This is a genomic window from Citrobacter sp. Cy070, from assembly GCF_030332245.1.
GTDB lineage: Bacteria > Pseudomonadota > Gammaproteobacteria > Enterobacterales > Enterobacteriaceae > Citrobacter > Citrobacter youngae.
This window is the reverse complement of the sequence record NZ_JAOWIG010000087.1, coordinates 78884-92897: the sequence shown is the minus strand read 5'-3', so window position 1 is coordinate 92897 and position 14014 is coordinate 78884. Positions and strand designations below refer to the sequence as shown.

Annotated in this window: 15 protein-coding genes; 9 read left to right on the top strand and 6 right to left on the bottom strand. The window is 54.0% G+C overall.

Features of this window, described 5'->3' with window-relative positions:
- The 4 genes from OGY19_RS18785 to mtlR all read left to right on the top strand — a co-directional run.
- Positions 1-899, top strand: an 899-nt coding sequence (locus OGY19_RS18785) for an IS3 family transposase (RefSeq protein ID WP_286596269.1), incomplete at its 5' end; no start/stop codon positions are given.
- Between the two features lie 523 nt (positions 900-1422).
- Complete coding sequence (mtlA, locus tag OGY19_RS18780) at positions 1423-3336, top strand: PTS mannitol transporter subunit IICBA (RefSeq protein ID WP_115601303.1); 1914 nt, start codon at positions 1423-1425, stop codon at positions 3334-3336.
- 139 nt (positions 3337-3475) lie between these two features.
- Positions 3476-4624, top strand: a complete 1149-nt coding sequence (mtlD, locus tag OGY19_RS18775; RefSeq protein ID WP_115601302.1) for a mannitol-1-phosphate 5-dehydrogenase — start codon at positions 3476-3478, stop codon at positions 4622-4624.
- Positions 4621-5211, top strand: a complete 591-nt coding sequence (mtlR, locus tag OGY19_RS18770; RefSeq protein ID WP_048213698.1) for a mannitol operon repressor MtlR — start codon at positions 4621-4623, stop codon at positions 5209-5211. Before mtlD ends, mtlR begins: the two co-directional genes overlap by 4 nt.
- A gap of 12 nt (positions 5212-5223) precedes the next feature.
- Here the strand turns inward: mtlR and OGY19_RS18765 are convergent, their stop codons facing one another.
- The gene (locus tag OGY19_RS18765) at positions 5224-5430 is read right to left on the bottom strand and encodes a hypothetical protein (RefSeq protein WP_048213699.1); all 207 of its coding nucleotides are present in this window, start codon (positions 5428-5430) and stop codon (positions 5224-5226) included.
- 292 nt (positions 5431-5722) lie between these two features.
- On the opposite strand from OGY19_RS18765, the gene OGY19_RS18760 reads away from it, so the two are divergent.
- From OGY19_RS18760 to trmL, 5 genes are all read left to right on the top strand, one after another.
- Entirely contained in the window at positions 5723-6085 is a 363-nt protein-coding gene (locus OGY19_RS18760) for a YibL family ribosome-associated protein (RefSeq protein ID WP_048213700.1), read from the top strand.
- Between the two features lie 262 nt (positions 6086-6347).
- Positions 6348-8003 (top strand): L-lactate permease, encoded by a 1656-nt coding sequence (lldP, locus tag OGY19_RS18755; RefSeq protein ID WP_003837651.1) that lies wholly within the window; start codon positions 6348-6350, stop codon positions 8001-8003.
- Positions 8000-8776 (top strand): transcriptional regulator LldR, encoded by a 777-nt coding sequence (gene lldR / locus OGY19_RS18750; RefSeq protein ID WP_286596979.1) that lies wholly within the window; start codon positions 8000-8002, stop codon positions 8774-8776. The genes lldP and lldR overlap by 4 nt, the downstream gene beginning before the upstream one ends.
- Positions 8773-9963, top strand: a complete 1191-nt coding sequence (gene lldD, locus OGY19_RS18745; protein WP_061066823.1) for an FMN-dependent L-lactate dehydrogenase LldD — start codon at positions 8773-8775, stop codon at positions 9961-9963. Before lldR ends, lldD begins: the two co-directional genes overlap by 4 nt.
- A 48-nt stretch (positions 9964-10011) precedes the next feature.
- Entirely contained in the window at positions 10012-10485 is a 474-nt protein-coding gene (gene trmL, locus OGY19_RS18740) for a tRNA (uridine(34)/cytosine(34)/5-carboxymethylaminomethyluridine(34)-2'-O)-methyltransferase TrmL (RefSeq protein ID WP_048213704.1), read from the top strand.
- A 181-nt stretch (positions 10486-10666) separates the two neighbouring features.
- Here the strand turns inward: trmL and cysE are convergent, their stop codons facing one another.
- The 5 genes from cysE to OGY19_RS18715 form a co-directional block, all read right to left on the bottom strand.
- The gene (cysE, locus tag OGY19_RS18735) at positions 10667-11488 is read right to left on the bottom strand and encodes a serine O-acetyltransferase (protein WP_003024160.1); all 822 of its coding nucleotides are present in this window, start codon (positions 11486-11488) and stop codon (positions 10667-10669) included.
- 78 nt (positions 11489-11566) lie between these two features.
- The gene (gpsA, locus tag OGY19_RS18730; protein WP_003024157.1) at positions 11567-12586 is read right to left on the bottom strand and encodes an NAD(P)H-dependent glycerol-3-phosphate dehydrogenase; all 1020 of its coding nucleotides are present in this window, start codon (positions 12584-12586) and stop codon (positions 11567-11569) included.
- A complete protein-coding gene (secB, locus tag OGY19_RS18725; RefSeq protein WP_003024155.1) occupies positions 12586-13053 on the bottom strand; it encodes a protein-export chaperone SecB in 468 nt (155 codons plus the stop codon). Before secB ends, gpsA begins: the two co-directional genes overlap by 1 nt.
- A gap of 47 nt (positions 13054-13100) precedes the next feature.
- Complete coding sequence (grxC, locus tag OGY19_RS18720; RefSeq protein WP_003024152.1) at positions 13101-13352, bottom strand: glutaredoxin 3; 252 nt, start codon at positions 13350-13352, stop codon at positions 13101-13103.
- Positions 13353-13403: 51 nt separating this feature from the next.
- Positions 13404-13835, bottom strand: a complete 432-nt coding sequence (locus tag OGY19_RS18715) for a rhodanese-like domain-containing protein (protein ID WP_005120473.1) — start codon at positions 13833-13835, stop codon at positions 13404-13406.
- Between the last annotated feature and the right edge of the window lie 179 nt (positions 13836-14014).

Genomic DNA, 14014 nt, shown 5'->3' with positions numbered 1-14014 from the left:
GCGGCGTACTTCGCAAAGCTGTCCGACTGAGGTACGCCTTTATCCGTGACAACACCCATTGCTGGCCTGTCCGACTGCTTTGTCGGGTGCTGGATGTGCATCCGAGTGGTTTTTACGCCTGGCTTCAGCAGCCGGATTCACGGCGGCATCATGCTGACCTGAGGCTGACGGGGCTGATAAAGCAGTTCTGGCTGGAGTCGGGTTGCGTTTATGGTTATCGCAAGATCCACCTCGACCTGCGAGATACCGGACAACAGTGCGGAGTTAATCGTGTCTGGCGACTGATGAAGCGTGCCGGGATAAGGGCTCAGGTCGGGTACCGTAGCCCACGGGCACGTAAGGGTGAAACCAGCATCGTGACGCCCAACAGGCTCCAGCGGCAGTTCAACCCGGAAGCACCGGATGAGCGTTGGGTAACGGACATCACCTACATCCGGACTCACGAAGGCTGGCTGTATCTGGCTGTGGTTGTTGACCTGTTCTCGCGCAAAGTTATTGGCTGGTCAATGCAGCCCCGGATGACAAAGGATATTGTCCTGAATGCACTTCTGATGGCCGTGTGGCGACGTAATCCTCAAAAGCAGGTGCTGGTTCATTCTGATCAAGGCAGTCAGTACACAAGCTATGAGTGGCAGTCGTTCCTGAAATCACACGGGCTGGAGGGCAGTATGAGCCGTCGCGGTAACTGTCATGACAACGCAGTCGCAGAAAGTTTTTTCCAGCTACTGAAACGTGAACGGATAAAGAAAAAGATCTACGGAACGCGAGAAGAAGCTCGCGGTGATATTTTTGATTACATCGAAATGTTTTATAACAGTAAGCGTCGGCATGGTTCGAGTGATCATATGCCACCAACTGAATACGAAAACCAATATTATCAGCGGCTCGGAAGTGTCTAGATTATCTGTGGCGATTCACTTTCAATTGCAGGCAGCCGAAAGGAGTCATGGCTGGTAATTTGAACATAATTGCAGTTAGTCATTTCCGCCATACCACCAGGGTATAAATTTGCAGGTGAACGACTCGCGGGGTAGCCGCAAGAAATGGGAGATGAAACAGAATCCGCGTCAGATCACATCAGGAGAAATCCTGGCAAATATTTATTGCGAAGTAGATCACAAATACCCAACAAACAGCCAAAGCAAAAACGTGAACAACTTCACATTTAAGTACCTTTTCCAGCCTATTTCCGCGTAATGATGTTTTTTTATACCGGTGTTTTGTGATCGAAATCACATTAAGTAATGCCGTAAACCCTATATTTACGTGACATTGATCACATTAAAAGTCATCGACTGGACAGTTGAACGATTCAGTGCCAGATTTCGCAGTATCTACAGGGTCCGGCTACCTCCTGCCGCTACATTAACAAACCTCGGGCTTTCAGCCTGCGCGATAGCAAACATAAGAAGGGGTGTTTTTATGTCATCCGATATTAAGATCAAGGTGCAAAGCTTTGGTCGATTCCTCAGCAACATGGTGATGCCAAATATCGGCGCGTTTATCGCGTGGGGTATTATCACCGCATTATTCATTCCGACAGGGTGGTTGCCGAACGAAACGCTGGCGAAGCTGGTCGGCCCGATGATCACCTATCTGCTGCCGCTGTTGATCGGTTATACCGGTGGTAAGCTGGTTGGCGGCGAACGCGGCGGCGTAGTGGGCGCGATTACCACCATGGGCGTGATCGTCGGTGCTGATATGCCGATGTTCCTCGGTGCGATGATCGCAGGTCCGCTGGGCGGCTGGGCTATCAAGCATTTCGACGGCTGGGTAGACGGTAAGATCAAGTCCGGTTTTGAGATGCTGGTGAATAACTTCTCCGCTGGCATCATCGGGATGATCCTCGCCATTCTGGCATTCCTTGGCATTGGCCCATTGGTTGAAGCACTGTCCAAAATCCTGGCGGCAGGCGTTAACTTCATGGTTGTCCATGACATGCTGCCGCTGGCGTCTATCTTCGTTGAACCGGCGAAAATCCTGTTCCTTAACAACGCCATCAACCACGGTATTTTCTCACCGCTGGGCATTCAGCAGTCCCATGAGATGGGTAAATCCATCTTCTTCCTGATTGAAGCTAACCCGGGTCCGGGTATGGGCGTTCTGCTGGCATACATGTTCTTCGGTCGCGGCAGCGCTAAGCAGTCTGCAGGCGGCGCGGCTATCATCCACTTCCTGGGTGGTATCCACGAAATTTACTTCCCGTACGTGCTGATGAACCCGCGTCTGATCCTGGCCGTTATCCTCGGCGGTATGACTGGCGTATTTACGCTGACTATCCTGAACGGTGGTCTGGTGTCTCCGGCCTCTCCGGGTTCTATCCTGGCCGTACTGGCAATGACGCCGAAGGGCGCTTACTTCGCCAACATCGCGGCAATTTGTGCGGCAATGGCGGTCTCCTTTGTGGTCTCGGCGATTCTGCTGAAAACCAGCAAAGTGAAAGAAGAAGATGACATTGATGCGGCAACCCGTCGTATGCAGGACATGAAAGCGGAATCCAAAGGCGCATCTCCGCTGGCAGCGGGCGACGTGACCAACGACCTGAGCCATGTGCGTAAAATCATCGTCGCCTGCGATGCCGGCATGGGTTCCAGTGCCATGGGTGCGGGCGTACTGCGTAAGAAAGTGCAGGATGCAGGTCTGTCTCAGATTTCCGTCACCAACAGCGCGATTAACAATCTGCCGCCGGATGTGGATCTGGTCATTACCCACCGTGACCTGACCGAACGCGCTATGCGCCAGGTTCCGCAGGCACAGCACATTTCGCTGACCAACTTCCTCGACAGTGGTCTGTACTCCAATCTGACCGAACGTCTGGTCGCTGCACAGCGCCACAACGTGAACGAAGAGAAAGTCCGCGACCACCTGAAAGACAGCTTTGAAGAGGGTGATACCCACCTGTTTAAACTGGGTGCGGAGAATATCTTCCTGGGCCGTAAAGCCACCAACAAAGAAGAAGCGATTCGCTTTGCCGGTGAGCAACTGGTGAAAGGCGGCTATGTTGAGCCAGAGTACGTCGAGGCGATGCTGGACCGCGAAAAACTGACCCCGACTTACCTCGGCGAGTCCATCGCTGTACCGCACGGTACGGTTGAAGCCAAAGACCGCGTGCTGAAAACCGGCGTGGTGTTCTGCCAGTATCCGGAAGGCGTACGCTTCGGCGAAGAAGAAGACGATATCGCCCGCCTGGTCATTGGTATCGCTGCACGTAACAACGAGCACATCCAGGTGATTACCAGCCTGACCAACGCGCTGGATGACGAATCCGTGATCGAACGTCTGGCCCATACCACCAGCGTGGATGAAGTTCTGGAACTGCTGGCTGGCCGTAAGTAAACCCCCGTTGCCCGATGGCGCTACGCTTATCGGGCCTACGGTTTCCTCTCCCGCAAGGGAGAGGGTTTGGGTGAGGGGAAATCTATGCGGTCCCTCACCCCAGCCCTCTTGGGTAAAAACATTAATGAAGGTTAATACTATGAAAGCATTACATTTTGGCGCAGGTAATATCGGTCGTGGCTTTATCGGCAAACTGCTGGCGGACGCGGGGATACAACTGACGTTCGCGGATGTAAATCAGGTCGTGCTCGATGCCCTGAATGCCCGTCATAGCTATCAGGTTCATGTGGTCGGTGAAAACGAGCAGATTGATACCGTTTCCGGCGTCAACGCGGTGAGCAGCATCGGCGATGATGTCGTTGAACTGATTGCCCACGTAGATTTAGTCACCACCGCCGTTGGTCCGGTCGTGCTTGAGCGCATCGCACCTGCCATCGCTAAAGGGCTGGTTAAACGCAAGGCGCAGGGCATCGCGACTCCGCTGAATATCATCGCCTGTGAGAACATGGTGCGCGGCACGACCCAGCTGAAAGGCCACGTCATGAACGCGCTGGCAGATGAAGACAAAGCCTGGGTTGAAGAACATGTTGGCTTCGTCGATTCCGCCGTAGACCGCATCGTTCCCCCTTCCGCTTCTGCGACCAACGATCCGCTGGAAGTCACCGTCGAAACCTTCAGCGAGTGGATTGTCGACAAGACGCAATTTAAAGGCGAACTGCCAAACATCCCGGGAATGGAATTAACTGATAACCTGATGGCATTTGTCGAACGTAAACTCTTCACGCTGAACACCGGGCATGCTATAACCGCGTACCTCGGAAAATTGACCGGTCATCAGACCATCCGTGACGCGATTCTCGACGAGAAAATCCGCGCAGTGGTAAAAGGTGCGATGGAAGAGAGCGGCGCGGTACTGATCAAACGCTATGGCTTTGATGCGGCAAAACATGCAGCATATATTCAGAAAATCCTCGGTCGCTTTGAAAACCCGTATCTGAAAGATGACGTTGAGCGCGTTGGCCGTCAGCCACTGCGTAAACTGAGCGCGGGCGACCGTCTGATTAAACCGCTGCTGGGCACGCTGGAGTACGGCCTGCCGCACACGAATCTGGTTATCGGTATTGCGGCAGCAATGCACTATCGCAGCGAAGAAGATCCGCAGGCACAGGAACTGGCCGCGCTGATTGACGAAAAAGGTCCGCAGGCCGCGCTGGCGCAGGTTTCCGGTCTGGATGCCAATAGTGATGTGGTGGCGGAGGCGGTTAACGCATATAACGCGACCAAATGATTGAGAATGTGGCGCAGGTCTGCCTGCGCCCAAATGACAGATTGTCAGATATGCAGGCAATAATGGAACAAACGCAGGCCTTTGAAAATCGTGTGCTTGAGCGTCTGAATGCTGGCAAAACCGTACGCAGCTTCCTCATCACCGCCGTAGAACTGCTCACCGAGGCGGTGAATATCCTTGTGCTTCAGGTATTTCGCAAAGATGACTATGCGGTAAAATATGCCGTAGAACCGTTGCTCGACGGCGACGGTCCGCTGGGCGATCTTTCCGTTCGTCTCAAGCTCATCTACGGTCTGGGCGTACTCAGCCGCCCGGAGTATGAAGATGCGGAACTACTGATGGCGCTGCGGGAAGAGTTAAACCATGACGGCAATGAATACGCGTTCACCGACGATGAGATTCTTGGTCCGTTTGGCGAACTTCACTGCGTAGCAGCACTCCCGCCGCCACCGCAGTTTGATACCTCAGACTCAGGTCTGCACGCCATGCAAATCCAGCGCTACCAGCAAATGGTACGCTCCACGATGGTACTTTCCCTGACCGAGCTGATTTCTAAAATCAGCTTAAAAAAAGCCTTTCAAAAATAAGACCCTGCAGGCTTACTTCTCTTCCTGCTGCGGTCGATACAGTTGCCGATAGTACGCCAGACGTTGCAGATACAGCTGCGCGTTCTCCTGTGGTATTTCAGAAGGGACTACGTCGCGCGGCGGTGTTTTATTCAGATATTCGCGAAAAGCCTGGCTGGAAGCCATAAAATCGACCGTCTTATCAATCAGAACCGAAACGTTCTCACCTATTTTCGCCATAATCTTCCCTCCTCCATGTATTAACCGCGCTCAGCCTGTGCGGTTGCTCATTTAAGTTTAGGATCGGTTGGGCGATTATATTGAGGAAAACGTGCTTCGCTATAAACCCGCCAATAAAAAGCGCCATGGCCAATCTTATCGCTTAAAGTTCCTTATTAATCAAAAAAGTAGCATTACCATTAGCTTAATAATACTTGCGGCATTTGATTATTTATCTTCGATTAGTTGTGAATAATCCCGCTCTGCGCGCATACTATAGGATATTCATCCTATTTTTATCAGAAGCTATCCTATGAAAGAAGTCGAAAAAAACGAAATTAAACGCCTGAGCGATCGTCTTGACGCTATCCGCCACCAGCAGGCTGACCTGTCCCTGGTTGAAGCCGCCGACAAATATGCCGAGCTGGAGCAAGAGAAAGAAACTCTGGAAACTGAGATCGCACGACTGCGTGAAGTACACGGCCAGAAGCTGAGCAAAGAAGCGCAAAAGCTCAGCAAACTCCCGTTCCGTCGTGCCATCACCAAAAAAGAACAGGCCGACATGGGCAAGCTGAAGAAGAGCGTGCGCGGCCTGATCGTCGTTCACCCGATGACCGAGCTTGGCCGTGAAATGGGCCTGAAAGAGATGACGGGCTTCGCGAAAAGCGAGTTCTAATCTGTCACCGGGCAACACTCGCTTGCCCGGTCCTTAACTTCCCTTCGTAATTGGCCCTACCAATTTCAGTCAGATCCTACCAATACCTCACATTTCATTAAAATGTGCGTACAATACCGTTGCCAATAAATAACATTTGATTAACCATTCATTGTCATTACCCCTACACAACAATATTGGCAGGGCCACTTTTACACATAGTGTGACGAAGAGATGAGCACAGACTCATTGCATTATGTCAGCGGCCCCCAGGAGACCTGCAATGAATCTCTGGCAACAAAACTACGACCCGGCCGGTAACATCTGGCTTTCCAGTCTGATCGCATCGCTCCCCATCCTGTTCTTTTTCTTCGCCCTGATTAAGCTCAAGCTGAAAGGCTACGTTGCGGCGTCATGGACGGTGGTGATCGCTTTGTCGGTCGCCCTGCTGTTTTACAAAATGCCGGTCGATCACGCGCTGGCCTCCGTGGTGTACGGTTTCTTCTATGGTCTGTGGCCGATAGCCTGGATCATCATTGCAGCGGTGTTTGTCTATAAAATCTCGGTTAAAACCGGGCAGTTCGACATCATCCGCTCATCCATTCTCTCAATTACCCCTGACCAGCGTCTGCAAATGCTGATTGTCGGTTTCTCCTTTGGGGCATTCCTCGAAGGGGCCGCGGGCTTCGGTGCGCCGGTGGCGATAACCGCCGCGCTGCTGGTTGGTCTTGGTTTTAACCCACTGTATGCAGCAGGCTTGTGCCTGATCGTAAACACCGCGCCGGTAGCGTTTGGCGCGATGGGAATTCCTATTCTGGTTGCCGGTCAGGTCACCGGGCTGGACAGCTTTGAGATTGGTCAGATGGTTGGCCGCCAACTACCGTTCCTGACGATTATCGTACTGTTCTGGATCATGGCGATTATGGACGGCTGGCGCGGCGTGAAAGAGACCTGGCCTGCGGTGATGGTCGCGGGCGGCTCGTTTGCTATCGCGCAGTACCTCAGCTCTAACTTTATCGGGCCGGAACTGCCGGACATCATCTCTTCTCTGGTTTCTCTGGTGTGTCTGACGCTGTTCCTGAAGCGCTGGCAGCCGGTACGCATCTTCCGTTTTGGCGATATGGGGGCTTCACAGGTCGATATGGACCTGTCGCGCACCCGCTACACCGCCGGGCAAATCATCCGCGCCTGGTCGCCGTTCCTGTTCCTGACCGCCACCGTCACACTGTGGAGCATCCCGCCGTTTAAAGCGCTGTTTGCCCCTGGCGGGGCGATGTACCACTGGGTCGTCAACATTCCGGTTCCGTTCCTCGATAAGCTGGTAGCCCGCATGCCGCCGGTGGTACACGAAGCCACAGCCTACGCGGCGGTGTACAAGTTCGACTGGTTCTCGGCAACCGGCACCGCCATCCTGTTTGCCGCGCTGCTGTCTATCGTCTGGCTGAAGATGAAACCCTCCGCCGCTCTGCAGACCTTTGGCAGTACGCTGAAAGATCTGGCGCTGCCTATTTACTCCATCGGAATGGTGCTGGCATTCGCATTTATCTCTAACTACTCCGGGCTGTCTTCAACGCTGGCGTTAGCACTGGCTCACACGGGCAGCGCGTTCACTTTCTTCTCGCCGTTCCTCGGCTGGCTGGGGGTATTCCTGACGGGCTCTGATACCTCGTCAAACGCCTTGTTCGCAGCGCTACAGGCAACGGCAGCGCAGCAAATCGGTGTTTCTGACGTATTGATGGTAGCGGCAAATACCACCGGCGGCGTAACCGGCAAGATGATCTCTCCGCAGTCTATCGCCATCGCCTGTGCGGCAGTGGGACTGGTTGGCAAAGAGTCTGATCTGTTCCGCTTCACCGTCAAACACAGCCTGATTTTCACCTGCATGGTGGGTGTGATTACCACGCTGCAGGCCTATGTCTTAACCTGGATGATTCCATGATTGTGATGCCCAGACGCCTGTCAGACGAGGTCGCATCTCGTGTGCGGGCGCTGATTGAAGAACAACAGCTGGAAGCGGGCATGAAGTTGCCCGCCGAGCGCCAGCTGGCCGTACAGCTCGGCGTGTCGCGCAATTCGCTGCGCGAGGCGCTGGCAAAGCTGGTAAGTGAAGGCGTGTTGATTAGCCGTCGTGGTGGTGGGACGTTTATCCGCTGGCAGCATGAAGCGTGGTCCGAACAAAACATTGTTCAGCCGCTGAAAAGCCTGATGGCGGACGACCCTGATTACAGCTTCGATATTCTCGAAGCCCGCCACGCCATTGAGGCCAGCACCGCCTGGCACGCCGCCATGCGCGCCACAGCCGCCGACAAAGAGAAAATCAGGCTCTGTTTCGAGGCCACACAAAGTGAAGATCCGGATCTCGCTTCACAAGCAGACGTTCGCTTTCACCTTGCCATCGCTGAAGCCTCGCACAACGTGGTGCTGCTACAGACCATGCGCGGTTTCTTCGACGTATTGCAGTCTTCGGTAAAACAGAGTCGCCAGCGTATGTACCTGGTGCCACCGGTATTTTCACAGCTCACAGAACAACACCTTGCTGCGCTGGACGCGATTGTCGCCGGGGATGCCGATGGCGCGCGTAAGGCGATGATGGCGCACCTCAGTTTTGTCCATACCACTATTAAACGCTTTGATGAAGACCAGGCCCGCCAGGCGCGTATCACTCGTCTGCCCGGTGACCATAATGAAATTAGCAGGGAGAACAACACATGATTATTTCAGCAGCCAGCGATTATCGCGCCGCAGCCCAGCGCATTCTGCCCCCTTTCCTGTTCCACTACATTGACGGTGGCGCGTACGCGGAGCATACCCTGCGCCGTAACGTGGAAGATTTATCAGAGGTGGCACTCCGCCAGCGCGTGCTGAAGAACATGTCAGATCTCAGTCTGGAAACCACCCTGTTTAATGAAAAACTGTCAATGCCGGTGGCCCTCGCGCCTGTCGGTTTATGCGGCATGTATGCACGCCGGGGCGAAGTTCAGGCCGCCGCCGCCGCTGATGCCAAAGGCATTCCGTTTACGCTTTCGACGGTATCCGTCTGCCCAATTGAAGAAGTCGCCCCGACCATCAGGCGTCCAATGTGGTTCCAGCTGTATGTCCTGCGCGATCGCGGCTTTATGCGTAACGCCCTGGAGCGAGCCAAAGCGGCGGGCTGCTCCACGCTGGTCTTTACCGTCGATATGCCCACGCCCGGCGCACGTTACCGTGACGCGCATTCCGGTATGAGCGGTCCAAATGCGGCACTGCGTCGCTACTGGCAGGCAGTCACCCATCCACAATGGGCATGGGACGTTGGCCTGAACGGTCGGCCGCATGATTTAGGCAATATTTCGACGTATCTTGGCAAACCCACCGGCCTTGAGGATTACATCGGTTGGCTGGCGAATAATTTCGATCCGTCCATCTCCTGGAAAGACCTCGAGTGGATCCGCGAATTCTGGGAGGGTCCGATGGTGATCAAAGGGATCCTCGATCCAGAAGATGCCCGCGACGCCGTACGCTTTGGCGCAGATGGCATTGTTGTTTCTAACCACGGTGGGCGCCAGTTAGATGGCGTGCTGTCTTCCGCCCGCGCACTGCCCGCCATTGCCGATGCGGTGAAGGGCGATATCACTATTCTGGCCGACAGCGGGATCCGTAACGGCCTGGACGTGGTGCGCATGATTGCGCTGGGTGCCGATAGCGTGCTGCTGGGCCGTGCTTATCTGTACGCGCTGGCAACACACGGACAGGCTGGTGTGGCGAATCTGCTGAACCTGATCGAGAAAGAGATGAAGGTGGCAATGACCCTGACCGGTGCAAAAACCATTAGCGAAATCAGCCGCGATTCGCTGGTACAGGAACTGGGCAAGAGCCTGCCTGCTGCGCTGGCACCTCTGGCCCAGGGTGATGCCGCGTGAGGGTGAATTAAATATCTGCTATTCTGCCCCCGTTATCAAGGGGGCAGTATGCTTAACATCGTTTTGTTCGAACCAGAAATCCCGCCAAATACCGGCAATATTATCCGTCTTTGCGCCAACACCGGCTTTCGTCTGCATATTATTGAGCCAATGGGCTTTACCTGGGACGACAAGCGCCTGCGTCGCGCGGGGCTGGATTACCATGAGTTTACCGCCGTGCTGCGCCACCCTGATTACGCCGCCTTTGCGGCCGCAGAAAACCCGCAACGTCTGTTTGCCCTGACTACCAAAGGTACGCCAGCGCATAGCGCGGTAAGCTATCAGGACGGGGATTATCTGATGTTTGGCCCGGAAACACGCGGTCTGCCTGCCAGTATTCTCGACGCGTTGCCTGCCGAACAAAAAATTCGTATTCCGATGATGCCGGACAGCCGCAGCATGAATCTGTCTAACGCGGTGTCAGTAGTGGTGTATGAGGCCTGGCGCCAGTTAGGTTATCCTGGCGCGGTATTACGCAGTTGATTTATGTCGGATGGTGGCTGACGCCTTATCCGACCTACGGAAGAATTTACCGTTTATTTTCGAGCGTTATCGGCGCAGTCAGGTTGGACACGGACCGCGCTTGCCGACCTGTGCATACACGCAGTACGTGAGGATGGCGAGCACAGCCCGGGTTCAAGATGACAAATAAGATAGCTCGAAATCAGATGCCATCGCCATACTCGAACGTATGATGAATCCCGTTGAAATGCTGATCCATATCCATAGATGGCTTATCGCTGTCAGGCTTGCCGACGATGCGCGCCGGAACACCTGCGGCGGTTGTATGCGGGGGTACCGGCTGTAAAACGACGGAACCTGCGCCAATCTTCGCGCCGCGTCCAACCTCGATATTGCCAAGGATTTTCGCGCCAGCGCCAATCATCACGCCTTCACGAATTTTCGGATGACGGTCGCCGCCTGCTTTACCGGTTCCGCCAAGCGTGACGGATTGCAAAATAGAGACGTCGTTTTCAATGACCGCCGTTTCGCCCACTACAATACCTGTAGCGTGGTCGAGCATAATACCGCGACCAATTTTTGCCGCCGGGTGGATGTCCACCTGGAAGGTAACAGAGACCTGATTTTGCAGGAAGATCGCCAGTGCCTGACGCCCCTGATGCCATAGCCAGTGGCCGATGCGGTAGGCCTGCAGCGCATGGAAGCCTTTCAGGTACAGAAGTGGGGTGGAATATTTATCGACTGCCGGGTCACGCGTACGTACCGCCTGGATATCGCAAGCCGCCGAGGCAATCATTTCAGGATCGGCCGCATAGGCCTCTTCCACGACTTCGCGAATCGCAATAGCAGGCATGATCGGAGAAGCGAGTTTATTCGCCAGCATATAGCTCAGCGCACTGCCGAGGTTTTCATGCTTGAGCAGCGTTGCGTGGTAAAAACTGGCCAGCATTGGCTCACATTCCGCCAGTGCCCGGGCTTCCGCTTTAATGTTTTTCCAGACGATATCCAGTTCTTCACACGGCATTGCGTACTCCAGAAGGTAGCAAAACGACCGACCCGTTCTTCGCGGGTCGGGTCGTTAGATTGAAACGGTTCCTTACGGCTAGTGGCTGCTTCGCTCGTCCTTGCGCGCACGACCTAATAACGTCAATGCTGCCTCGCGCGCATTTTTTCCGCAATACAATACTTGATAAATTTCCTCGGTTATTGGCATCTCGACACCAAAACGGTGCGCCAATTCACGAACTTCTTTCGTATTGCGGTAGCCTTCAACCACCTGACCAATCTTGTCCTGCGCGCCCTGCACGTCCATACCCTGGCCGAGCATCATGCCAAAACGACGGTTACGCGACTGGTTGTCGGTACAGGTCAGCACCAGATCGCCTAAACCCGCCATCCCCATAAAGGTGGCAGGATCGGCACCCAGCGCCGCGCCAAGGCGAGACATTTCGGTAAGCCCACGGGTGATCAATGCCGTTCGTGCGTTTGCACCAAAGCCGATGCCGTCAGACATCCCCGCGCCAATCGCAATCACGTTTTTTACCGCGCCGCCAAGCTGCACGCCAATGAAATCCGGGTTGCTATAGACGCGGAAGCTTTTGCCGCAGTGCAGCAACTGCTGGAGATCGTCAGCAAAGGCGTCGTCCGTCGAGGCCAGAGAAATCGCCGTCGGCATGCCCGCCGCCAGCTCTTTGGCGAACGTCGGACCGGAGATGACTGCCAGCGGGATAGAATCACCCAGCGCTTCGCGCGCGACGTCCTGCAGCAGACGCCCTGTTTCCGCTTCCAGACCTTTTGTCGCCCAGACCAGCCGCGCGTCAGGACGCATCAGCGGTTTGATATTACGCAGCACTTCGCCAAAGACATGGCTCGGCACCACCACCAGAATATTACGACTGGCGGCCAGCGCAGTGGCTAAATCACTTTCCAGGCGCAGCGTTTCGGGAAAAGGCACATCAGGGAGGAACGCGACGTTGCAGCGATCGTGCTCAAGGGTCGCGATATGTTTCGGATCATGGCCCCACAGGACAACCTGGTGGCCGTTTCTTGCCAGGGTGATAGCAAGAGCGGTGCCGTACGAGCCGGCACCAATCACAGTCATTGAAGCATTACTTTGGTTCATCAGGCATCCTGATGTTCTTCAGTACCTTCACCAGCCTGCTGCTGTAAATAGTTCATGAACAGCGCATCAAAGTTGACCGGCGCAAGGTTCAGTTGCGGGAATGTACCGCGTGAAACCAGGCTGGTGATGCATTCGCGGGCATACGGGAACAGAATGTTCGGGCAGTATGCGCCAAGGCAATGCGCCATCTGAGTCCCTTCAATACCACTGATGGAGAAAATACCGCCCTGCTGAACTTCGCACAGAAACGCAGTTTCTTCACCCAGAGAAGCCGTTACGGTGACACGCAGCACTACTTCATACACATCATCTGCCAGTTGGGTAGATGCGGTATCTAGATCCAGTTTAACCTCTGGCTGCCAATCTTTCTGGAAAACATGCGGTGCATTTGGCGCTTCGAAAGACACATCCTTGGTATAAATACGTTGGATCTGGAAAGCCATTTCAGTGTTATTTTGTTCTGACATGTTGAGAAAACCCTTTAGTGTTGTCCTTTAAATACTATCCGTACGCCTTAACGCAGCAGGGGATCCAGTCCACCACGCGCATCCAACGCATACAAGTCGTCACAACCACCAATGTGCTGTGCATCAATAAAAATCTGCGGAACCGTTGTACGGCCACTGCGCTTGATCATCTCTTCACGCTTCACGGCATCGCCGTCAATCGGAAGTTCCTGGAAACTCACACCCTTACTGTTCAACAGCGCCTTTGCGCGATGGCAAAACGGGCAGGTTGCTTTGGTATAGATCTCAATATTGGCCATGACTTATCTCCAGTGTTCTTTTACCCAGCGGTACGAAAGAAGACGGGTAAATTACTTGCCGCGAACCAGTGGCAGATTCTCGCCACTCCAGCCCGCTACGCCGTCTTTCAGTACAGATACCTGCTCAAAACCGGCTTTAATCAGCGCAGTTGCTGAATCCTGGCACTGCATACCAGAGCCATCAACCACAATAACAGGTTTGTTTTTGTGTTTTTCCAGCTCGCCAAAATTGTTGGCTTTGATTTCGCTCGGCAGCAGGTTCGTGGAGCCTGCGATATGACCTTTGCGGAAGTCGTCGCGCTGACGTAAATCAACAATCACCGCATCTTCTTTATTGATGAGACGTGTCGCTTCGCCGCGTGTAATTACCTTCACTTTTGAGGTCAGGCTCTTAAACGTGGTAAACAATACCGCCGCCAGTAACGCAATCCAGGCGATACTCAAGACAGGGTGGCGGCTAACAAATTGCATAATTTCTTGCATGGGGGGTAACAACTCCCGACTCAGTGATTAAAAAAACCAGGAAAGGAGTATACCTGCGCGTTGGCGCAAATACAGCCAGAGCGTGCATTGGATTGCATTTTTGCGGGGCGCTACGGAAAAAAAAATGTAAATCAGTGTTCCCCCTGGCACGCGATCCCTCATTATTTGATCTTCTGGGG